This is a genomic window from Nocardioides sp. R-C-SC26, from assembly GCF_021246465.1.
Taxonomy (GTDB): domain Bacteria; phylum Actinomycetota; class Actinomycetes; order Propionibacteriales; family Nocardioidaceae; genus Nocardioides.
On sequence record NZ_JAHRHK010000014.1, the window covers coordinates 104,778 to 126,365 of the forward strand.

Annotated in this window: 15 protein-coding genes; 12 read left to right on the forward strand and 3 right to left on the reverse strand. The window is 70.1% G+C overall.

The features are described 5' to 3' along the window. On the forward strand, window positions 1-2,518 hold a 2,518-nt coding region (locus tag KSO97_RS13555; RefSeq protein WP_232679745.1), incomplete at its 5' end, for a hypothetical protein. 212 nt (window positions 2,519-2,730) lie between these two features. Further along, window positions 2,731-6,036 carry a hypothetical protein gene (locus KSO97_RS13560; protein ID WP_232679747.1) on the forward strand — a complete coding sequence of 1,102 codons (3,306 nt, stop codon included), beginning with the start codon at window positions 2,731-2,733 and terminating at the stop codon, window positions 6,034-6,036. A gap of 157 nt (window positions 6,037-6,193) precedes the next feature. On the opposite strand, the gene KSO97_RS13565 is transcribed toward KSO97_RS13560, so the two are convergent. Continuing rightward, window positions 6,194-7,228, reverse strand: coding sequence for a hypothetical protein (locus tag KSO97_RS13565; protein WP_232679749.1), 1,035 nt, complete (start codon window positions 7,226-7,228; stop codon window positions 6,194-6,196). Window positions 7,229-7,278: 50 nt separating this feature from the next. Here KSO97_RS13565 and KSO97_RS13570 point away from each other — a divergent pair, with 50 nt between their 5' ends. From KSO97_RS13570 to KSO97_RS13590, 5 genes are all read left to right on the forward strand, one after another. Then, entirely contained in the window at window positions 7,279-7,557 is a 279-nt protein-coding gene (locus KSO97_RS13570) for a hypothetical protein (RefSeq protein ID WP_232679750.1), read from the forward strand. A 136-nt stretch (window positions 7,558-7,693) separates the two neighbouring features. Further along, window positions 7,694-8,608, forward strand: a complete 915-nt coding sequence (mshB, locus tag KSO97_RS13575; protein ID WP_232679752.1) for an N-acetyl-1-D-myo-inositol-2-amino-2-deoxy-alpha-D-glucopyranoside deacetylase — start codon at window positions 7,694-7,696, stop codon at window positions 8,606-8,608. Then, window positions 8,605-8,946 (forward strand): hypothetical protein, encoded by a 342-nt coding sequence (locus KSO97_RS13580; RefSeq protein ID WP_232679754.1) that lies wholly within the window; start codon window positions 8,605-8,607, stop codon window positions 8,944-8,946. The genes mshB and KSO97_RS13580 overlap by 4 nt, the downstream gene beginning before the upstream one ends. A gap of 261 nt (window positions 8,947-9,207) precedes the next feature. Continuing rightward, window positions 9,208-10,941 carry a VanW family protein gene (locus KSO97_RS13585; RefSeq protein ID WP_232679756.1) on the forward strand — a complete coding sequence of 578 codons (1,734 nt, stop codon included), beginning with the start codon at window positions 9,208-9,210 and terminating at the stop codon, window positions 10,939-10,941. A gap of 503 nt (window positions 10,942-11,444) precedes the next feature. Next, the gene (locus KSO97_RS13590) at window positions 11,445-14,102 is read left to right on the forward strand and encodes a hypothetical protein (RefSeq protein WP_232679758.1); all 2,658 of its coding nucleotides are present in this window, start codon (window positions 11,445-11,447) and stop codon (window positions 14,100-14,102) included. 167 nt (window positions 14,103-14,269) lie between these two features. Here KSO97_RS13590 and KSO97_RS13595 read toward each other — a convergent pair whose 3' ends face one another. Further along, window positions 14,270-14,848, reverse strand: a complete 579-nt coding sequence (locus KSO97_RS13595; protein ID WP_232679760.1) for a hypothetical protein — start codon at window positions 14,846-14,848, stop codon at window positions 14,270-14,272. Window positions 14,849-15,278: 430 nt separating this feature from the next. Here KSO97_RS13595 and KSO97_RS13600 point away from each other — a divergent pair, with 430 nt between their 5' ends. Together KSO97_RS13600 and KSO97_RS13605 are read left to right on the forward strand one after the other, a co-directional pair. After that, window positions 15,279-16,550 carry a hypothetical protein gene (locus KSO97_RS13600; RefSeq protein WP_232679762.1) on the forward strand — a complete coding sequence of 424 codons (1,272 nt, stop codon included), beginning with the start codon at window positions 15,279-15,281 and terminating at the stop codon, window positions 16,548-16,550. Between the two features lie 33 nt (window positions 16,551-16,583). Further along, window positions 16,584-17,669, forward strand: coding sequence for a calcium-binding protein (locus KSO97_RS13605; protein ID WP_232679764.1), 1,086 nt, complete (start codon window positions 16,584-16,586; stop codon window positions 17,667-17,669). 10 nt (window positions 17,670-17,679) lie between these two features. Here KSO97_RS13605 and KSO97_RS18375 read toward each other — a convergent pair whose 3' ends face one another. Continuing rightward, complete coding sequence (locus tag KSO97_RS18375) at window positions 17,680-18,657, reverse strand: GNAT family N-acetyltransferase (RefSeq protein ID WP_308188308.1); 978 nt, start codon at window positions 18,655-18,657, stop codon at window positions 17,680-17,682. 63 nt (window positions 18,658-18,720) lie between these two features. Here KSO97_RS18375 and fdxA point away from each other — a divergent pair, with 63 nt between their 5' ends. From fdxA to KSO97_RS13625, 3 genes are all read left to right on the forward strand, one after another. Then, entirely contained in the window at window positions 18,721-19,047 is a 327-nt protein-coding gene (gene fdxA / locus KSO97_RS13615) for a ferredoxin (RefSeq protein ID WP_232679766.1), read from the forward strand. Window positions 19,048-19,190: 143 nt separating this feature from the next. Further along, complete coding sequence (gene dapC, locus KSO97_RS13620) at window positions 19,191-20,249, forward strand: succinyldiaminopimelate transaminase (protein WP_232679796.1); 1,059 nt, start codon at window positions 19,191-19,193, stop codon at window positions 20,247-20,249. A gap of 502 nt (window positions 20,250-20,751) precedes the next feature. After that, on the forward strand, window positions 20,752-21,588 hold the full coding sequence (locus tag KSO97_RS13625; RefSeq protein ID WP_232679768.1) for a hypothetical protein: 837 nt from the start codon (window positions 20,752-20,754) through the stop codon (window positions 21,586-21,588).

The window sequence follows — 21,588 nt, forward strand, 5'->3', positions numbered from 1 at the left end:
GACCCAGCTCGCCGCCGCCGCCGAGCGCGGCACCGACGACGTCGAGGCCTACACCCTCAAGGCGCAGCAGATCACCACGGTCGAGGCCGCCCCTGCCAGCACCCAGGTCACCACCGGCAACACGACCAACGTCGTGGTCACGGTCAAGGACGCCGACAACCAGCCGATCGCGGGCGCCCAGGTGCGGTCCTCCGCGGGCGGATCCTCGGTGTACACCGACGCCGACGGCAAGGCCACGCTCACCCAGGGCGCCGGCACGGCCTACTACTACGCCAACGGCGACGCCGACCCGGCGTTCAACGCCAACAACGACAAGCGTTCGACCGACGTCGTCGTCACCGACTACACCCCGGCCGCGACCTCGCTTGCCCCCGTCCTCGCCGACGGCACCGCCTTCGACCGCGACGAGTACAGCGCCGCCACCGATGTCGCGGTCCAGATCAAGGACCAGCAGAACAACGACATCACGACCACCGGTCGCACGGTCGACTACTACTGGGTGCTCACGCCGTTCGACGGCTCGCCGGCCTCGGTGCGTTTCCCCACCACGGGCAACAACCCGGTCCCCGCGGTGACCGCCAACGGCAAGGCCATCATCCCGCTGCCGACCGGTGGCACCGCCGAGTCGGGCACCTACGAGCTCTTCGCCGGCCTGCAGCCGGTGCTGGGCAGCGGAGCCATCGCCACCGCCAAGGTCGCCACGTTGAAGGTCGGCCAGGCCACGATCAGCTACGACGACGGCAGCCCGCAGCAGGCGCTCGCCGGTGGCACGGCCGAGATCAAGGGCAAGCTCGCCCTCGAGGACGGCACCGGCCTGACCGGTCGCCTCGTCGACCTGACCTACACGCGCGGCACCGAGACGGACCCGGCCGGTGCCGGTGACGCCGGGCTCGTGCAGGCCAACGGCAGCCTCGCGCTCGGTCGCCAGGTCACCACGACCGCCAACGGCGCCTTCGCCGCCCAGGTCAAGGACCCGGCCGAGACGCCGCAGCCCGTGGAGCTCGGGGGCAGCCTCGACGCCGCGACCGCCGCGACGCCGAACATCGGCAACGCCGGCGCCAGCACGACCAACCACAAGGTCGACTTCGTCAAGTCGATCACGCCGGGCAACCTGGTCATCGCCGACGCCACGCCGCTCGACGGCAACGCCACGCCCGGCCGGCCGGTGAACTCCTCGGTCACCCTCAAGACCGCCGACGGCACGGCCCTGGCGAACCAGACCGTGACGCTGAAGGTCGACAAGGGCTTCTTCACCACCTACGCGGCCACCAAGGCCGCCCTGGTGCCGGACCCGGCCGCCGCTGTCGGCGCCGACGCCGGTGAGTGGAAGTCCAACGGCACCGAGATCCAGGTGAAGACCGACGCCTCGGGCGTCGCGAACTTCACGCTGGCGATCGAGCGCGACTCCGGCTTCGACGACGACGGGGCGGTCACCGCGACCGTCACCGCGACGGCCACCTCGGCCACCGCGACCAAGGCCGTCCAGTGGAGCTCGGGCAGCAACACCGTCGCGCCGCTGAACGGTGGCGAGGTCAAGCTGGAGCTGTCGCCGGCAGCGATCCAGGAGGTCAAGAAGGAGGGTCTCCTGCCCAAGGCGCCGACCTCCGACAAGGTCTTCATGGACGTCACCGTCACCGACCAGTACGGCAACAAGGTCGGCGGCCAGACGGTCAACCTGACCGACAACGTCGGCAACGCCGACCTGAGCGCCGCCTCGGTGGTCTCGGACTTCGCTCTCGACGGCGACTTCTCGGCGACCTCCTCGGTCGCTCAGGACCAGGTCGTCACCGCAGCGTGGACCGCGCCGACCAACAAGTACACCGTCATCACGCCGGCCGCGGTGATCACGCCGGGCACGGAGGCGCTCAGCGCGTCCGCGACCGTCAACTGGTACACCGTCGACTTCGCCGCCTCGACCTTCGGTCTGGTCTCCACCCCGAAGAACCCGATGGCCGGCCAGCCGGTCACGGTGACCTACGGCGCGGCCGACCAGAACGGTGAGCCGATCTCCGACCTGTACGTGCAGTTCTTCCGCACGGGCCCCGACGCTCAGCAGGACGGCGAGGGCAACTTCGACGGCGTCACCGGCCAGGACGGTCTGATCCAGTACGTGTTCCAGGGCGCGAACTCGGGCAAGGCCACGGTCGCGGCCGTCGGTCGCAAGGGCTCGGCCTCGGGCGACCTCGTTCCCCAGGCCCAGCGGTCGACCACGATCGACTTCGGCACGGCAGCGCCGGTCCGTACGGCGATCAAGCCGAAGCTGACGACGAAGAACGTCAAGAAGGGCGACAAGATCGTCGTCAAGGCTCCGGCCAAGGCCAAGGGCGCCAAGGTCACCGTGTTCAAGATCGTCAACGGCAAGCGTGTCCGCGTTGCGCAGGGCAACCTGAACCTTCGCGGTGGCAAGCAGTTCGTGATCAAGGACCGCAACGGCAACAAGGTCACCCGCTACGTCGCGGTGATCGGTCAGACCAAGGTCACCAAGCGCGCGACCACCCCGGTTCGCGGCGTGAAGTGACGCCGATGAGGTCGGTGCGCGAGTTCGTCTAGATCCACGCGCGCACGGGCGCCGGCCGCCTCGTCACCGCACCGCACCCCGGAGATCGCAAGATCTCCGGGGTGCGGTCGTCTGTGGAGGTCAATCGCCGGACCCGCCACCCCCGAACGGGTAGGCTGCCCGCGACTCAGGCTGTGCTCTCGGCCCGGCCGCTCCCCTCCCGAGGAACCCTCATGTCTCGATCCATCTCGCGGCGCCCGCTGGCCGCCGCCGCCGTCGGCGCCCTCCTGCTGAGCGGCCTTGCCGCCGGGCAGGCCACCGGTGCTCCCGCGAACTCGACCGCGTCCGCCGGTGCGATCAACTTCGTCACCATCTACAACGCCGGCACGGCCGGCGACGGTGCGATGTCGACGAAGTTCGACGGCACCGACTCCACGATCCGCCTTCAGGCGATCGGCGGCAGCGACGTCGCGGCGGTGCGGTTCGCCTTCCAGCGTCAGGGCGACGCGCAGCCGACCACGATCGTGACGGTGAGCTCGCGCAACGACGACGGCACCTTCGCCTACGAGTGGACGCCGCCGTTCGCGGCCGGCGACAACGTGCGGATGATCGCGGTCGGCATCGGGGCCAACGGCGTGGACCTCCCCTCGGGGACGGTGCAGCGCAACGTCTACCTCGACTTCGCCAACGGCACGCGCAACACGGTCAACATCGCCGACGGTTCGCAGAAGGGCTACTACCGGCAGCCGTTCGGCTCTCCGAACAACAAGCCGCTGACCTCGGTGAGCGGCACGACCTCGGCCGGAGCGTCCGGCTCGGTCGGCGTGGTGTGGTTCGGCGAGGGCGGTGCCGCCCAGGCCGGGACGACGACGACGAAGCTCGGGTCGGGCAGCGCCACCGGCACGTTCTCCTCCAGGCTGGACCTGACGGGATACGCCTTCGACACCGCCACGCCCGCGACCGACCAGCTGGTCACCGCCGCCTCCTTCGCCGGCGCCGTGGCCCAGCCCACCGACAGCGAGTCCTACACGCTCTACCCCCAGCAGCTCCTGGGCGGCACGGTGACCGTCGACGCGCCCACCCGCGCGACGTCGTCCACGACCGCGGTCACGGTCACGGTGCGCGACAGCGCCGGGCAGCCGATCGTCGGTGCCCAGGTGCGTCAGCTGCGCGCGGACAACACCTCCCGCGTCGATGGCGAGGGTGCGCAGCGTCAGCGTCGCAACGGGGTCCTCGACAGCACGTCGGAGAACTCCGTCGAGGCGAACGCGCCCCTCTACACCGACGCGAACGGGCAGGCGGTGTTCCAGCAGTTCACGGTCCCCACCGGCTTCGACGACGTGAACTACTACTACTTCGCCAACGCCGGGGCCGACACGCCCGTCCCGATCGACGACGAGCGTTTCGAGACGCCGGCCGACGTCCGCTCGACCACCGTGTCGATCCGTCGGTTCACTCCGGTCGTCAGCGGCCTCGACGTGCGCTCCGCCGACGGTCCGGCCTTCGACGTCGACGAGTACGCCCCGGGCGACATCACCGTCGGACTGATCGACCAGGAGGGCAACCCCCTGACCGGTGTCAGCGGCCAGCAGGTGCAGTACTACTGGGACCTGCAGGCGTTCTCGTCGGGAGGCATCTTCGGCAGCAACAACGCGCGCATCCCCGGCTCGGGCACGAACTCCGCCGACGTCTCCACCACCACCGGTCGCGCCGACATCCCGTTCCCGACGGGCCGCGCGGCCGGCACCTACAGCCTCTACGCCAAGGCCGCGTCGCAGAGCGGCAACCCGCGCCTGCTCGGCAGCTACAAGGCCGGTGAGGCGACGGTGACCTTCACCGCGGCGAGCCCCCAGACGGTCGACGCCGGGGCGATCTCCGACATCACGGGCCGGATCGCGCTGAGCGACGGCACCGGCTTGGTCGACCGCGCCCTCAACGCCACGTTCGCGCGCGGCACCGAGACGGGGGGCACGGCCGACGCCGGCCTGCTCGACGCCGCGGGCAACCGGGTGCTCGCCACCACGGTGCGCAGCACGACGAACGGCGCGTTCACCGTGCGTGTCTCCGACCCGCAGAAGACGCCGCTGGCCGACGAGAACGGCGGCACGCTCGCCGTCACCGCGCCGGCGCCCAACCAGGACGCCACGCGCACCGGTCACGTCGTGAACTTCAAGGTTCCGATCCCGGCCGCGACCATCGACATCACGCCCGAGACCCTCACCAACGCCCAGGGCAAGACGCCTGGCCGTCCGGTGGCGTCGACGGTGAAGGTGACCCGCGCCGGCGGCGCGGTGCTGCCCAACAAGCGCATCACGCTGACCGTCGACCGGGGCTTCTTCACCGACATGACGCGCGTCGGCGCGACGACGGCCGGCACCGACTCCGGCCAGTTCACCTCGCTCGGTTCCTCGGTCGTGGTGACGACGAACGCGCAGGGTGTGGCCTCGTTCAACGTCGCGATCGCTCGCGACACCGGCTTCGACGACGATGGCCGCGTCGACGCGACCATCACGGCGGCCGCTGACAGCGCACGCGACACCGAGGTCGTCGACTGGGTCTCCACCAATCCGCTGAACGGCGGTGGCGTCACCATCGAGCCGGCCCCCGCCGCGGTCCAGGAGTCGACGGTGCTGCCGCGCTCGCCGATCGGCGACAAGGTCGCCCTCGACGTCATCGTGCGCGACCAGTTCGGCAACAAGGTCGGTGGCGAGACGGTCGCACTGACCAGCGACTCCACGACCGGCACGCTGAGCGCTGCGTCGGTGACCTCGGACTTCGTGGCCGACGCCGACGTCGTCGCCACGTCCACCACGGGCACCAACCAGATCGTCACCGGTGCCTGGACGACCGAGACGAACCACTTCACCGGCACGGGCACGAACGTGGCCACCGGCACGGAGACCCTCCGGGGCAGCTACACCGTGAACTGGTACGTCCCGGACACGGCGGCCTCGACGGCGACGCTGGCGTTGAGCAAGACCTCGGCGACGCCGAGCGAGAACATCACCGCCACCTACGTCGCGAAGGACCAGTTCGGCGAGGCCATCGCCGGGCTCTACGTCACGCTCAAGCGCACCGACACCGGAGCGGTCGTCGCCCAGGGTCTGCTCGGCCAGAGCGGAACCCTGACCGGCACCTTCACCAAGGCCGGAAACGGTGCGGTGACGATCGAGGCGACCGGCCGGGTCGGCTCTGCGACCGGTACCGAGGTGCCGCAGGCCGCGAAGACCGCGACCGTGACCTTCGCCGGTGGGTTGAAGGACGTCATCGCCCACATCGGTGGCAAGAACCTGCGCAACGGCAACGACATGGTCGCTGTCTACGCGCCGGATGCCCCGGTCGGCACGCTCGTCACCTTCTACCGCCTCAAGGGCAACCAGGTGACGCCGTTCACCACGCGTCGCATCGGTACGGACGGTCTGGCGGTCGTGACGTCGGTGCTCGACACGAACGGCAAGCGCAAGACGAACTACGCGGCGATCGTCTCGGCGACGAGCACGACCAAGGAAGCGATCTCCAAGGTCATCAAGATCAAGTGATCTGACCGCAGCCTGAGCGGGGCCACGACGTCATCGACGTCGTGGCCCCGTCCATTTCCGAGCCGGTGGTCGAGGAGCGAGGGGGGCTGCGTCTCCCGGTGGTCGAGGAGCGAGCGCAGCGAGCGTCTCGAGACCCCCGGAAGTCGAACGACCGCCCTCAACCACCGAGAGGATCGCGCAGCCGGACGAGCCAGCGTCGCCACGGATGCTCGCTGACCGACCACAGCGCACCGGAGACGTCGTCGTGGGCGAGGTCCTCGGGGCCCATCGGCAGCGCCGCGCGCAGTTCCGTCAACGCCAGCGACCCGACGTCATTCGCCGGCATCGCACCGGTCCACAGCGAGCCACGCCGCCGCGTACCGCGCGAGGTCGAGACGACGAGTCGGCTCCCCACGCAGACGGCGCCCTGCATGTGCCCCACACCCTCGCCGAGCGCGAGGGCGATGCTGCGGCCGTCCTCGCCGACGGCCGGCAGGCCGCTTGCTGGGTCCAGCGCCAGCCGGACGAGCCTTCGTGGGGCGTCGCTGGACGACGTCGCGTACTCGCCGGCGAGCAGCTCGTCCCGCTCCCGGTCGGCGGAGAGGAAGGAGTAGCGCATCCCGACGGCGTCTGCTGCGGCACCGGCGCGGTAGCTGCGGATGATCGGCAGCACGTAGCGGTAGCCGCCGGCGAGCTCGGTGAGGGGCCCGTCGTCGGGGAGACGCAGGATGTCGTTGATCCGGGCCGTGTGGAGACCCCGCCGGGTCGCGGCCACGTGCAGGTGCCCGTGCTGCCAGGCCAGGCCGCCGGCGTGCGTGCGGAGTGGCGTGAAGCTCGGGATTCCGTCGTCGTCGATCCGCGGCGTGACCAGGAGGACGTGTCGGTAGCGGCGACGGACGACGTCGATCAGGCTGATCCGCGAGCCGTGTCCGCCTTCGGGGTCGCCGGCGAGCGCCTTGGCGTACCAGGCGACGGCGATGTGCCGGCCGTCGTCGGAGGTGGTGATGCCCTGGGGCCACCATCGGCGGTCGCGCTGGTCGTGGAGATCGAAGGCCCAGGCGCGATCGACCAGGCGGCCGGGCGCCCAGGAGCGGCGGAGGCGACGCGGGCGGTCCTCGACGACGGCGTGGGGGGACGCCGGCCGTGCCCGGGCGCGCAACGCGGAGATGGCGACGGCGTTCTCCGCCGTCGGTTCCAGGTGCAGCCCGCTCACCCGGACCATCCTGTCGCACGGGCGCGGTGGCGCCGCGGGATACTGGAGTCGTGAGCGCGCGCGGCATCTTCTTCGACGAGGACGACGTCCGCGCGGCGGCCGCACGGCTTCAGGCCGAGGGGTACGAGGTGTCGATCGCACGCGAGCGGCTCCAGGGCGAGGACGACGACGAGGACCACCCCTGGGCGCTGACGACCGATGCTCCCGACATCGCGCTGGAGCTCCTCGTCGACGAGTACGAGGGGTGGTTCGACGTCGAGGAGCCAGCCCCGCCCGCCGCCGCCCCGGTCGATCTCCCGAGCTCGCCGCGCCGGCTCAAGCGCCTCTGACCCACGGCGTCTCACTCGGTGGTCGAGCTTGTCGAGACCCCGCCGCCCGGTGGTCGAGCTTGTCGAGACCCCGCCGCCCGCTGACCGAGTCCTGGCCATCGCCGGCGCGATGGGGTGCGGTCTCTACGCTGATCTCATGACCCAGGCTCCTGCGCAGCGTCTGCTGCTGGTGCACGCCCATCCCGACGACGAGTCGATCGGCCAGGGCGCCACGATGGCCAAGTACGCGGCCGAGGGCCGCGGCGTCACCTTGGTGACCTGCACCGCCGGGGAGCTGGGCGAGATCCTGGTGCCGGAGCTGGAGCATCTGGCGGCCGACCGTGACGACAAGCTCGGTGAGCACCGTCGCGGTGAGCTCGCCGACGCCATGCGTGAGCTCGGTGTCACCGACCACCGCTTCCTCGGAGGCTTCGGCCGGTACCGCGACTCGGGCATGCAGTGGCATCCCGACGGGCACGCGATCGCCGCGGACGTCGTGCACGACAACGCGTTCTGGCGCGCCGACCTGACCGAGGCTGCCGACCTCCTGGTCGAGATCATCCGCGAGGTCCGTCCGCAGGTGCTGGTGGCCTATGACCCGTTCGGCGGCTACGGCCACCCCGACCACATCCAGGCCCACCGTGTCGCGATGTACGCCGCGTCCCTGGCGGCCGTCGAGTCGTATCGACGCGACCTCGGGGAGGCGTGGGACATCGCGAAGATCTACTGGGGCGCGATGTCGGAGTCGCGGATGCGCGAGGGCCTGCGCTCGTTGCGCGCCTCCGGCGACACGACGACGTTCGAGGGCATGGATCCCGACGGGCCGCTCCCGGCGTTCGTGACGTCGGACGCCGATCTCGCCGCCGTCATCGATGCCAACGACTACGTCGACCACAAGTTCGCCGCAATGCGGGCTCACGCCACGCAGATCACGACAGACGGGCCGTTCTTCGCGCTGTCGAACAACATCGGCTCCCAGGTGTGGGGCGCGGAGTTCTACCGGCTCGCCAAGGGCCGGCAGGGTCCGGTCGGTCCCGACGGGCTCGAGACCGATCTCTTCTCCGGGGTGTGAGGGGTCTGCTCGCTCGGCTGGGCATCGCGCTGGTCTGTGCGGTGGCCGGGCTGGTCGTCGGTGCCGCGTCGGTGGTGCTGCACGGCATCGTTCTCGGCCTGGTGCTCGGTGTCGTGACGACGACGGCGAGCGTCGTGGCACTGCCTGCCGGCTGGCACACCCGCCTGACCTTCGCGCTGGCGTGGATGGGCACGGTGTTCATCGCGAGTCGCCCGCGTCCCGAGGGCGACTACCTCGTCGGGGCCGACACCTCCGGCTACCTGCTGCTCGTCGTCGGGTTCGCGATCGTCCTCTACGCCTCGCTCACCGTCCGCCGCCACCGACCCTCAGGCGGCTGAGGAGCCAGCGGGCCCCCCGGTGGTTGAGGAGCGAGCGCAGCGAGCGTCTCGAAACCCGGTGAGTCGAGAGGCTGCCGTTCGTCTCGCCGGGTCTCGTGACGGTCGCAGAGCGACCTCCTCGACCACCAGCGCCCGGGGGTTGAGAAGCGAGCGCAGCGAGCGGGCCTTCCGGTGGTTGAGGAGCGAGCGCAGCGAGCGTCTCGAAACCCGGCGAGCCGCACACGATGCCCAGGCGTGATAGGCCACACCTAGAATGCGTCGGTGAGCAAGCCGAAGAAGGAGCGCGCCGGCGGTGTCGTCGTGCTCGTGGTGGTGCTGGTGCTCGCCGTGCTCGTGGGCGGCGGATGGGCGGCGGCCTACGCGGGTGCGGGTGACAAGCTTCCGCGCGGCGCGTCCATCGCCGGCGTCGACGTCGGCGGACTCACTCCCGCAGGTGCGGAGAACACCCTGCGCGACGGGCTCGCAGAGCGGATCGAGCGTCCGCTCGAGGTGACCGTCGACGGCAGCACGGAGAGCTTCGACCCTGCGCTCGCCGGTCTCGCGATCGACTATGCGGCGTCGGTCGAGGCGGCCGGTGGCGGCCGGTCCTGGAGTCCGGCACGGCTCTGGGAGTACTACACCGGTGGCGACGACATGGACGCCGTCGTCGAGATCGACGAGGAGGAGATGGAGGCGGCCCTCTCGGCACTGGAGGGCTCGCTCGGTACGCCGGCGAAGGACGGTGGAATCCGGTTCGTCGACGGGAGCGTCGAGACGACCTCACCGGTCACCGGTCGTGGGTTCGATCGAGACGCCGCTCAGGATGCGCTCGTCCGCGCCTTCCTCGCCGAGGACGCCGAGCCGGTCGAACTCGACGTCGTGGAGTTGGAGCCCGACGTCACCGAGGCCGAGGTGCAGGAGGCGCTGAGGTCGTTCGCGAACCCGGCGATGTCCTCGTCGGTGCGGCTGCGGTTCGGGTCGGCCTACGTGCGCCTGCAGCCCGACCAGTTCTCCGAGGCTCTGGCGATGAAGGCCGAGGACGGCGCGCTGGTTCCGCACGTGCGGATCAAGCGGCTGACCCGCCTCGTCGAGTCCGCGACGTCCGGCGACGGCGCTCCGGTGGACGCGACGGTCGAGGTCGTGGGCGGCACGCCCCGGGTGGTCAAGGCCAAGCCGGGCATCTCCTTCGAGCCCGACGACGTTGCGGCGGCGTTCCTCGAGGTCGTGGTCAAGCCCGAGGGCGAGCGCGAGGCGACGGTCGAGGGCGAGGTGACCCAGCCCGAGTTCACCACCCGCGACGCCCGCAACCTCAAGATCGTGGAGGAGGTCTCGGAGTTCACCACGAACTTCCCCTACGCCGAGTACCGCAACACCAACATCGGTCGTGCCGCGGAGATCATCGACGGCACCCTGCTCAAGCCGGGGGAGACCTTCTCCCTCAACGACATCGTCGGCGAACGCACCCGCGAGAACGGCTTCACCGAGGGCTTCATCATCAGCAACGGCATCTTCAAGGAGGACCTCGGCGGCGGCGTCTCCCAGGTCGCCACCACGGTGTTCAACGCGATGTTCTTCGCCGGCCTGGAGGACGTCGAGCACAAACCGCACTCCTTCTACATCGACCGCTACCCGGTCGGTCGCGAGGCGACCGTGGCCTGGGGCTCGGTCGACCTGCGGTTCCGCAACGACACCGACTACGGCGTCCTGATCGACACCGAGCTGCGCCGCAGCACGCCGTCCTCCCAGGGCGCCCTGACCGTGCGGATGTACTCCACCAAGGTCTGGGACATCGAGAGCATCACCGGCAACCGGTACGCCTTCACCTCCCCGGCCACCCGCACGCTCGACACCCCCGACTGCTACGCCAACAGCGGCTACGGCGGCTTCTCGATCGACGTCACGCGCGTCTTCCGCCGCGTGGGGGAGTCCGAGATCGCTCGCCGCGAGGTCTTCAAGACCGTCTACACGCCGTCCGACACCGTGATCTGCCGCCCGCCGGGCTCCCTCGACCGCTAGCCGCCATCCCGCGGTGGTTGAGGAGTTCCGCGAGGAACGAGCGGGGCGTCACGAAACCCCGCGAGCCGCGCACCCCCGGTGGTTGAGGAGTCCCGCGAGGAACGAGCGGGGCGTCACGAAACCACACCAGCTCCCGCCCGAGACCTGCCCGAAAGGGCAACCCCGCCGGCTGCCACCACGGATTCCGCACGCTTCGCCGGGTATCGGTACGTGATCCGCGTCGCAACCGGCGACCGCAGCCGGAACCCGACGTCGCGGCCTACGACCTTCGGGCATACCTCAGCGTCGTTATCGGCCGTGACCGAACCGAGATGAGCCTCAAGTGGCGTGATGGTCCCTGTGCACTGCTACGCTGCCGCCTGACTTGAGGTCTAGGAGTCGCTGCCTTGATCTCGGGGAACCAGAGCCGCTTGGTTCCATGAGGGCGGTCCACACCGGGTGGACAGCTCCAGGGAATTCGGGACAACCCGGATTCTCGTCCTCCAGGAAGGGAAAAAACGCACATGAGTAGTGCAAAGCAGAGCGTCAAGCGCGCTCTCGCTCTCAGCACCGGTGCAGTGCTCTCCGTCGGTGCCCTCGCTTTTGTGGCACCCGCGGCGAACGCAGCTGACTCGGTATTCACTGTCGGCACCATCGGTCCGGTGCGCGACGCCGGCACCGTCGGTGGCCTCGTGGTCGTCAAGACCGACTACGCGGGCGCTATCGCCACCCCGGCGAACATCCGCCTCGGCGCGTTCGACTACAGCTCGAACGACGAGAACATCCCGGGTGTGCAGGCTGTCGCTTACGCGGCCGTCAACCCCCGCACGGTCGTCCCGAGCGGTTCTCCGCTCGACACCGTCCCCGGCGATGGCCTGGCCGAGATTCACCTGCGCGTGACCGGTGACGTCACCAACGTCGGCGACTCGATCAAGTACAGCGTCTGGTACGACGCTGACGGTGGCAACGACTTCGACGTCAACGAGCCCCGCTTCCAGGTGACCGCCGGTACCACCGGTATCCCCACGGGCATCGACATCACCCCGCAGCTGCAGAACGCCCCCGAGGGTGTCGACAGCAACCCGTTCACGGCCACCATCCGTGACTCCGCGGGCCGCATCACCCAGCTGACCGCTGGTGAGCAGTTCAACCTGGGTTCGGCCCCGGCTCTGGACAACATCTCCACGCCTGATGGCAACGCGGTCATCGACCCCGCCGAGACCCTCACGGGCGTGACCACGTTCACCGCTCGCGACACCACGTCGGGCACCTACGTGATCACTGCGGCGAGCGCTGGCACCCTGCCTGCCGGCATCAACGACACGGCGACCCTCACGGTGGTCGAGGACGCGATCCTCACCAACAACGAGATCGACGTCGTCACCGGTGCCGACTCCTGGTTCGGTCTCGGCAACCCGGGCGGCGTGTTCAACCCCGTCTCGGTTCGGGTGGACCAGACCTCGATCACGCTGAACTTCGAGACCAACGACCCGAACGAGACCGTGCACATCATCGCCACCGGCGACCCTGTGAACGGCCCCCGCTTCGGTGGCGCTGCCTCCAAGACGTACGAGACCGTTCTCGACGCCGCGGGCAAGGGCTCGATCGTCATCACGCCCGACGCGGCCACGATCAACGAGGACAGCGTCATCACCCTCACCGGTCGCTCGCTGACCGGCCCGGGTGCCGCTGGTGCCAAGACGGTCAACTTCGACCGCGCTCAGGTGAACAGCGCCACGCTCGACGCGACGACCTACATCTCCAAGGTCGGCGGCGCGGTTCAGGTCACGGCTACCGCCCTCGACCAGTTCCGCAACCCGGCCCCGGCCGGTAGCCAGGTTGGTCTTCAGCGCCTGACCGGTCTCAACTCCGGCCCGGCCGTGATCCGTCAGACGGTCGACGCCGCTGGCAAGACCACCTTCACGCTGACCGACACCCAGGCCACCGCGACGGTGCGTACGCCGTCCACCGGCCTGCAGGTCACCACCTGGACCGACCAGTTCGACAACACCGCGAACTCGACGGTTAACACCGGCACGATCATCTACACGGTCGACGGCCTCGGTGACGACATCACGTTCAACGTCAACGGTGTCGCGGTCGACGGCGTGGGCTACAACCCCGCCTCGATCACGGTTCCGCCGCTGTACGACGGTGTCGCCAACCTGACCGGTGAGCGCATCGCTCTGGTGCTCGCGGGTGGTACCGCCGGTGCCGCTGCGACGATCTCCGCCGACAACGGCGCGCTGATCCTCAAGAACCCGACCGTGGGCACGCGTGCTCTGGCCAACGGTGCGGCGTCGCAGTCGACCATCATCGGCAACGGCGACACGTTCCAGCTGATCGGTACCAAGGGTGGTCTGGTGAACATCACCGTCACCACCGGCGGCAAGACCAAGACCGCTGCGGTCACGGTCGCCCCGATCCCGAACACCGGCGCGCAGTTCGCTCGCAACGTCGCGGTCACCGGCCCGGCTTCGGCCAAGGCTGGCTCGCTGGCGGTCTTCACGGCGAAGTTCACCGACGCGTTCGGCAACCCGGCTGTCGGCTTCGGCAACCCGGTCACCGGCAACAACGTGAACGTCCAGGTCACCGGCCCCGGCTCGGTCCAGGACATGGAGCAGCTCACCGACGCGAACGGTGAGATCAAGATCAACGTTCGCCTGGCGAACAACGCTGACGCTCCTGTCACCCTGAAGGTCACCGGCTTCGGTGCTCAGATGGGCGCGGCCGCCAACAACACCGTGGCGACCGTCAGCTCCAACGATGGCCCGGGCCTCACCGCCTCGGTCACCTCGGCGCAGGCCACCATCGGTGACGTGAAGCCGGCTCTCACCGTCGAGGAGGCCCAGGCTGCGGTTGACGCTGCCAAGGCCACCCTCGCCGCTGCGAACGCCGACCTCAACACCACGCAGGCTCAGAAGCGTGCGGCTCAGCAGCAGCTGAACAAGGCCGTCCGCACCCTGAAGCAGGCTCAGAAGGCGCTGAAGAAGGCGAAGAAGGCCAAGAAGGGCATCGCCAAGGCGAAGCAGAAGGTGAACCGCGCCAAGCGTGCGGTCAACACCGAGCGTCGCCAGAACGCTGCCGCTGCCGCTGCCGTCAAGGCCGCGAACGTCAAGGTCAACAACGCCAAGGCGAACGTTGCCAAGGCCGAGGCCGACCTGGCCGAGGCGCAGTCCTGATCTGCTGATCGTCTGATTCCGCCCCGGGTGGGAGGTCACCTCCCACCCGGGGTGAGACGGCAGGACTGAACGTCAGTTCCACCAGAACATCGCAGAACCCCCCGGACCCCCGGGGCCGNAGCCCCGGCCGCTATGGCCGGGGCTCTCGACGTAGGAAGGGTTTGGCGTCAGTCGACCATCGCGCCGGCAGCCAAGGTCAGCGCCTGCTCCATGATCTGGCCGACGCGAGGCGCCTTGAGCTTGCGTGCTTGAAGCACCGTGACCTGGACGACCACGTCGTCGATCCGCACCCCACCGGCGCCCTGGTTCTTGGCGCCGTTGGCGCCGGCGCCGACCACGTAGAACGCGGCATCGCCGACGCCGTCCAGCGTGGTGGTCTTGCCGGAGAAGGCGTCCTCGACCTGTGACTGCGTCGTGTCGAAGGCGTCCGCACCGTCGTCGAACTCGCCCTGGTCGAACGAGATCGAGATCGCCGCGGGGTTCTTGCGATCGAAGAAGCCGCAGCCGCCACGCGTGACCTGGCCCTGCTCGACACGGGTGTCGAGCAGGCGGCCGATCGCCTTGACGGTGAACTCCTCACAGACCTTGTCGAGACCCTCGGTCGGCTTGGCGGTGTTGGTCTCCGTGGGAGATGCGGAGCCCGATGGTGTGGGGGATGAGTCGGGCTCGTCGTCCCCGCCGCTACAGCCGCTCACGAGGAGCGCCGCGGAGGCGAGGAGGACGAGGCCGGAACGTGTGGTGCGCATGCTCACGACGGTATCCCGCGCCTCCACGGGATCGCCGCAGGGTCAGCCACGCGCGCCTCGGGCCGGGTCCGTCGCGTGGTGCACCGCTGGTCCGCTAGCCTCCGCTGACGGGGCCCCACATGGGGTCGGGGCCTGACGAGTCACCCAGGAGCCGATAGTGCACCTCGGACGCATCACGGTTGCGACAATCGTCGTTGTGGCGATGTCCCTTAACGCGTTGGCGCCTTCCTCAGCCGCTCGCGGGCAGACGCCGGCGCCTTCGGTGTCACCGGCTGACGCCATCGCCGGTGAGAGCGTGAGGATCACCCTCGCTCTGCCGACCCGGTTCGTCAGGGCCGTCCAGCTCCAACGCCGAGTAGGCACCTCGTGGCGGGTGATCGCGACAGGGAGGAGCACCGCGTCCGGAGCAGTGGTATTCGTCCGTCCCGCCATGGGCATGACGATTCGCGTCTTCGCGCCCTCGACGAAGAGACGAGGCAAGAAGGTTGCTGCGTACGTCAGTGCTCCGCGCGCATACTTCCCGCGACTGCCGCGCAGTGTTCGCGCTGCGTTCGGGTCCGATGTCGACCTCTCAGACAATGGCAGGTTCCTCGCATTCTCCAGCGATGGGCTCGATCCCAACGGGAGAACCGACGTCTTCCGGTGGGATCGGGTGACGGGGGAGCTGTTGGCCGTGTCCGCGCCGTCGACGGGAAGCCCGGGGGACGGGGCAAGCACACAGCCCTCGATCTCGGGTGACGGGAGCGTCATCGCGTTCTCAACTACCTCCACGAATCTCGTCCGCGACGACGCCAACGGCGTGGTCGCCGACATCGTCACCGCCACCGTCTCGAGCGGCGACGTCAGTCACCGTCGTGTCTCACTTACTTCCAGCGGTCAGCAACTGCCTGCGCAGAGCACGAGTCCTACATTGGGCAGGAGCGGAGACACTGTCGGCTTCGTCTCGGGCGCCCGGCTCGACCCCGACGACAACGATTCTGCACCCGACGTATACGTCCGGGACACGAGAACGGGCACGACCGACTTGGTCTCAGACCTCCTGATCGCGGGCAACGGTGCGAACCTGCAGCCCTCGCTGTCCGACGATGAGGCGTGGATGGCGTTCACGGCCAACGGGCCAGTGAATCCGGCCGATGTCAACGGGGCCAGCGACGTCGTGCGGGTGGGCCTTCGGGGGCAGCAGGACGCACGTGTCGTCAGTTTCACGCCAGACCGCGGCACCGGCACAGGCGCGAGCCACTCGCCATCCATCTCCGGCGACGGCGGCATTGTCGCCTTCGCGACGACGGCAGGGAGTCTCACCGAGCAGAGGACTGGTCAGGAGATCGTGATCTGGCGCGCGGCCACCAACTCTCTGCACGTTGTGTCGACGCCGATGGACGGCTTCGACGCCGACGGCGGAAGTGGTGAACCCGCGGTGTCTGGGGACGGGTCCGCGATCGCCTTCGTCTCGGCGAGTTCCCAATTGGTCCCTGGCGATACCAATGGAGTGAACGACGTCTATCTCCGCGATCTTCGCCTGAACTCGACCTCCCTCCTTTCAATCGGCGTTGACGGTGCGACGCGTGTCGGTGCCAGCTCCGGTCCGGCGATCTCGATGGACGGGCGTTTCGTCGCCTTCAGCAGCGCTGCACGTCTGGTGCCGGCAGACCAGGACATCAACGTCGACGTCTACCTCTGCGACCGCCGCTCGATCGCCTGACCCGGGCTGCCCCGGCGGAGTAGCGTCCTCGTCATGCGACTCGTTCGACTCCTCGTCCTGTCGGTGGCGACCCTGCTGATCGGGGTGAGCGCTGCTCACGGCGCCGTCGTCAAGGGCACGAACAAGAACGACGTGCTCGTCGGTACCGCCGCTGCGGACTCGATCACCGGCCTCAACGGCAACGACGTCCTCCGCGGACGAGGAGGCGACGACTCCCTCCTCGGCGGTGCAGGCAACGACAAGCTCTACGGTGAGGCTGGCAACGACTCGCTTCAGGGTCACCTCGGCAACGACCGGGCAGACGGCGGCGACGGTGACGACACCATCACCACCTCGGCCCCCAAGAAGGGCGCGCAGACACCCGACGACGACGTCGTCTTCGGCGGTGCGGGCCGCGACACCGTGCAGACGGGTCCGGGCCGCGACAAGCTCTACGGGGGCCCGGACGCCGACGCCCTCTACGGCGGAGACGGCGACGACCAGGTCTACGGCTCCGACGGCGACGACAACCCTGTGCGGGGCGGGCTCGGGAACGACCTCGTCGACGGTGGCACCGGCAACGACTGGGTGCACGGCGACGAAGGGGACGACGTCGTCATCGGCGGCGACGGCAACGACCACCCGCAGGGCGGGCCGGGCAACGACCGGGTCTACGGCGGCGCAGGCTCGGACGAGTTGGACGGCGACGAAGGAGACGACTTCCTCGACGGCGGCCCGGGTGATGAGTCCTGCCCCGGCTTCGGCCCTACGTCGCCGAACACCTGCGCACCACTGTTCCCCGGGGAGGCGCCCAGCCGCGACATCACCGGCGACGCCGGCGACGACGTCATCTACCCCGGCACCGGCGTCGACGCGGCGTTCGGCGAGGAGGGCGACGACCTGATCGTCGTCGCCGACGACGGTGTGTTCGACAAGCTGTGGTGTGCCGACAGCGCCTCGGAGAAGCCAACGCCGGCGATCGGGGGCACCGTGGTCTACGTCGGTCCGGTCGATCCCCTCGACGTCGTGCTGCGCTGCACCGTGGTGTCGATGACGCCGGCCCAGTTCCAGCAGTCCTACCCGGGTCTCCCGCTGCCCACCGCGACCTCGCCGAAGTCGGCGCGCTCGCTCTGGTGGTGACCTCGGCGCCTCAGTCAGCGGGGGCGAGATAGCGATAACGGTGGTGCGTCCGGAAGCCGAGCCGCTCGTAGAGCGCCAGCGCGGGATCGTTGTCGGCCAGCACCTGCAGGTAGACCGTCGTCGCGCCGTGCTCGGCACCCCAGGTGACGACGGCGTCGACGAGCATCAGCGCCAGCCCTCGACGGCGATGCTCGGGCTCGACGCGCAGATCGCGGAATCCCACCCAGTCGTCGCGTAGCGCCGCGGTGATCTGTGCGCCGGGCAGGGTCCAGGTGCGGGGTGAGGTCTCGACAAGCTCGACCACCGGTGTGCTCCCGGTCGTCGAGCCTGTCGAGACGCTCCCGGTCGTCGAGGCGCTCCCGGTCGTCGAGGCGCTCCCGGTCGTCGAGACGCTCCCGGTCGTCGAGGCGCTCCCGGTCGTCGAGCCCGTCGAGACCGCGCGCAGGGCGCGGGCCACCTGGGCGAGCCCGGCGACCTGGAACAGGGTGTCGGCGTCGGCGCTCTCGGGTACCCAGCCGCGGCCACGAAGCCGTTCCTCCTCGGCCGAGTCGGCCAGGACGGCGGCGACAGCCGGCCGGCCCAGCCCCGCATAGTGGCTCGCCACCACGTCGACATCGCCGTCGACGCCGGAGGGACCGAACGCGAGCACGGAGTTCGCGCGCCGGGCCCTCGACGTCGGCGAGTGCCGCAGCACCCAGTCGCCCAGAGGCGCGGTGACCAGGTCGCCGAACAGCGCGAACCCGTGCCGTTGTGCCGTGCGCGGAGGGACACGGTCTCGCACCGAAGCGCGCTGGGGCACCGGCTTCCCGGTGATGATCGTGTCCAGTGCCAGATGCACGACTCCGTGTCGTTCGGACTCCACCACGCAGCCGTCGTCACTCCAGCGCAGGCAGACCCCGAGCACGTCGGTGGCCTGCCCGGTGGGCAGCAGATAGCGGATCGAGACGCGCTGACCGACGACATGTGGTCCCAGCCTGTGTGCGGGCACCCGGGGATACTAGGCTGAAGCCTGCTCTCGTGAGCCCGAAGCCCTTTCCTATTGGAGGATGAGATGACCTACGTCATCACGCAGCCCTGCGTCGACGTCAAGGACCGCGCTTGCGTCGACGAGTGCCCCGTCGACTGCATCTACGAGGGCAAGCGGATGCTCTACATCCACCCCGACGAGTGCGTCGACTGCGGTGCGTGTGAGCCCGTGTGCCCCGTCGAGGCGATCTTCTACGAGGACGACGTCCCGGAGGAGAACAAGGAGTACTACACCGCGAACGTCGGCTTCTTCGAGGAGCTCGGTTCGCCGGGCGGCGCGGCCAAGATGGGCGAGATCGACCACGACCACGCCTTCGTCGCCGGCCTCGAGCCGCAGAACGCCGATCACTGACGCCTCACCCGGCGTCACCCTGAACGTGCACCACGTCGACGGGCAGCGGGTCTCCGACCGGCTGCCCGTCGCCGTGGTGCACGTNCCCCCACCCCCCGGCCCCCCGCCCCCCCCCCGGCCCCCCCCCCCCCGTCCAGTCCTCCATCGCGGCCGTCCGGGATCGGGCCGCCGCGTCGGGTCTGCGCGTCCTCGACCTCTCCATCGGCGCCCCGACCGACCCCACGCCCGACGTGGTGCGCGCGGCGTTGGCCCGCGCCTCGGACTGGCCGGGATACCCGCTCACCGTCGGGCGCCGTGAACTCCGGCAGGCCTACGTCGACTGGCTCGCCCGCACTCACGGCGTCACCGGCCTCGAGCTCGGCGCTGCGTTGCCCGTCATCGGCACCAAGGAGCTGATCGGCTCCCTCGCGCTGCACCTGGGGCTCGGCCCCGGCGACCTGATCTCGCGGCCACGCCTGGCCTACCCGACCTACGCCGTGGGTGCCGCGCTCGTCCGCGCCGAGGTCGCCGTGGCCGACACCGTCGCGGACCTCGATGCGCTGCCGGCGGTGCCGCGCATCGTCTGGGTGAACTCACCCGGCAACCCCACCGGGCAGGTGCTCGACGCCGAGACGCTGGCCGGTTTCGTCGCGTGGTGTCGGGCACACGGCTCGCTACTGGTCTCCGATGAGTGCTACCTCGATCTCGGCTGGGAGGCTCAGCCGGTCAGTGTGCTCCACCCGGATGTCTGCGGCGGAACCCACGCCGGCCTGCTCGCCGTCCACTCACTGAGCAAGCGCTCGAACCTCGCCGGCTACCGGGTCGGCTTCGTCGCCGGCGACGCCGACGTCGTCGCCGAACTCGCCACCGTGCGTCGCAACCTCGGCCTCCAGATGCCCGGCCCGCAGCAGCAGGCCGCCGTCGCGGCGCTGGGCGACGAGACGCACGTGGACCGCCAACGCGAGCGCTACCGGGCCCGCCGGGCGGCGCTGCGCCCGGCCGTCGAGGCCGCCGGCTTCGTCGTCGAGCACAGCGAGGGCGGCATGTACCTGTGGGCCACCCGCGGCGAGCCCGCCGTCGGTGCGATCGGGTGGCTGGCCGACCGCGGCATCGTCGCCGTCTCCGGTGCCGAGTACGGCGCAGCGGGCGAGCGGCACGTGCGCTTCGCCCTCACCGCTCCCGACGCCGACGTCGCCGAGGCTGCCGTCCGGCTGGCTCGCTGAGTCTGGGACGCAGTCTGCCGCCGTCGACTGGCGACCGCTCGATTGGCTGCGGGACGAACGCATCCGCCGCAGATTGCCGTCCGGCTCCCAGGCGAATTGCACGCTCGGCTCGTCCGCCAAGCCGCCGCCGAGGGGCGCGTGTCTCGACGTCGTCAGGGACGCTGTCGAGTCGGACGTGCCCTGACCGACTCCGCCGCGTTGCGCCTCGTCCTACCGCCGGGCCTGGCCGGGCCGGTTCTGTGGGAGCGGTGAGTCTGGGACTGTTGTGGGCCGGGGAACTGTCTCAGGCTCACCGCCGGGCCGGGGGCGCCGCTGGGAGCGGTGGGTGTGGAACGGTTGGGGGCCGGGGGACCGTCCCAGACTCACCGCTCACGCAGGCCCGCCCGCCAACGTCGCGCGCGTCCCGGCGCCTGCCCCGCCCACCCGGCAGCGCGCGTAGGCGACGACGGGCCGCGGAGGCCGTGCGCGGGCGTCCGCGACGCCGCAATGACAGGATGGAGGGGTGACCTCCGCACCTGTCGCGACCCTCGAGCGCTCCATCGCCCACCCGAGCACCGACCCGCCGTCCCTCATCGCGCGGGTGCTCGGCGACCTGGCCTGGCAGGGGAGCGCGTTCAGGGTCGGGCTGGCGGGCTACGACGAGCTGATGGCGACGCTGAAGGTCGCCACCGATCTGGAGGGCATCGCCCGCATCGGTGACCCGACGTCGCCGCCGATCCGACTGCTCCGCGCGCTCGCGAACGCCCACCCCGACCTGCAGCTGGTGCAGGTCACCTCGGTGGCCAACCCCTGGCGCTGGACGCGACTCGGAGGCGGCTCCGGCGACGCGCAGGCCGTGGCGCTGCGTCAGCAGACCTACTCCGACGTCGTGGAGGTGCTGGGCACTGCGGGGGTCGACTTCCGGGTGCTGCCGAACTCCGCCACGACCGCCGAGGTCTACGCCGCGGGCCGCGAGGCCGGCTCGGCCGTCGTCGACGTCGATGAGCTCGACCCGGCGGGGGTCCTGATCGTCGGGTACCTCGAGGATCTCGGAGACGTCACCTACGGTCTGCTGAGCCGCCGTCACGTCAGTGCGGGAGAGCCCTCGGGCGAGCGCGTCACCTGGCTCGCGATGGCGGCCGAGCACGAGGCCGCCGGCACACTGATGACCGCGCTGGAGCGCTTCAGTGCGCTCGGGCTCGACCTCGACTTCCTGCACAGCGACCGGCTCGAGCCCGGCCGCCACGACTTCTACCTCGGCTTCCGGGCCGAAGCCGCACGCGTCGACGACCTGCGTGGGGCGTTGACCGGCGTCGGCTTCAGCAGCCGGGTGCTGGCCTCCTTCACGCTCGACGGTTAG

Excerpts from the sequence above, each read along its gene's own strand:
- KSO97_RS13560 (WP_232679747.1), top strand. The coding sequence starts at position 2,731 with ATGTCTCGATCCATCTCGCGGCGCCCGCTGGCCGCCGCCGCCGTCGGC.
- mshB (WP_232679752.1), top strand. The coding sequence starts at position 7,694 with ATGACCCAGGCTCCTGCGCAGCGTCTGCTGCTGGTGCACGCCCATCCC.
- KSO97_RS13590 (WP_232679758.1), top strand. The coding sequence starts at position 11,445 with ATGAGTAGTGCAAAGCAGAGCGTCAAGCGCGCTCTCGCTCTCAGCACC.
- KSO97_RS13595 (WP_232679760.1), bottom strand. The coding sequence starts at position 14,848 with ATGCGCACCACACGTTCCGGCCTCGTCCTCCTCGCCTCCGCGGCGCTC.
- KSO97_RS13600 (WP_232679762.1), top strand. The coding sequence starts at position 15,279 with ATGGGCATGACGATTCGCGTCTTCGCGCCCTCGACGAAGAGACGAGGC.
- KSO97_RS13605 (WP_232679764.1), top strand. The coding sequence starts at position 16,584 with ATGCGACTCGTTCGACTCCTCGTCCTGTCGGTGGCGACCCTGCTGATC.
- fdxA (WP_232679766.1), top strand. The coding sequence starts at position 18,721 with ATGACCTACGTCATCACGCAGCCCTGCGTCGACGTCAAGGACCGCGCT.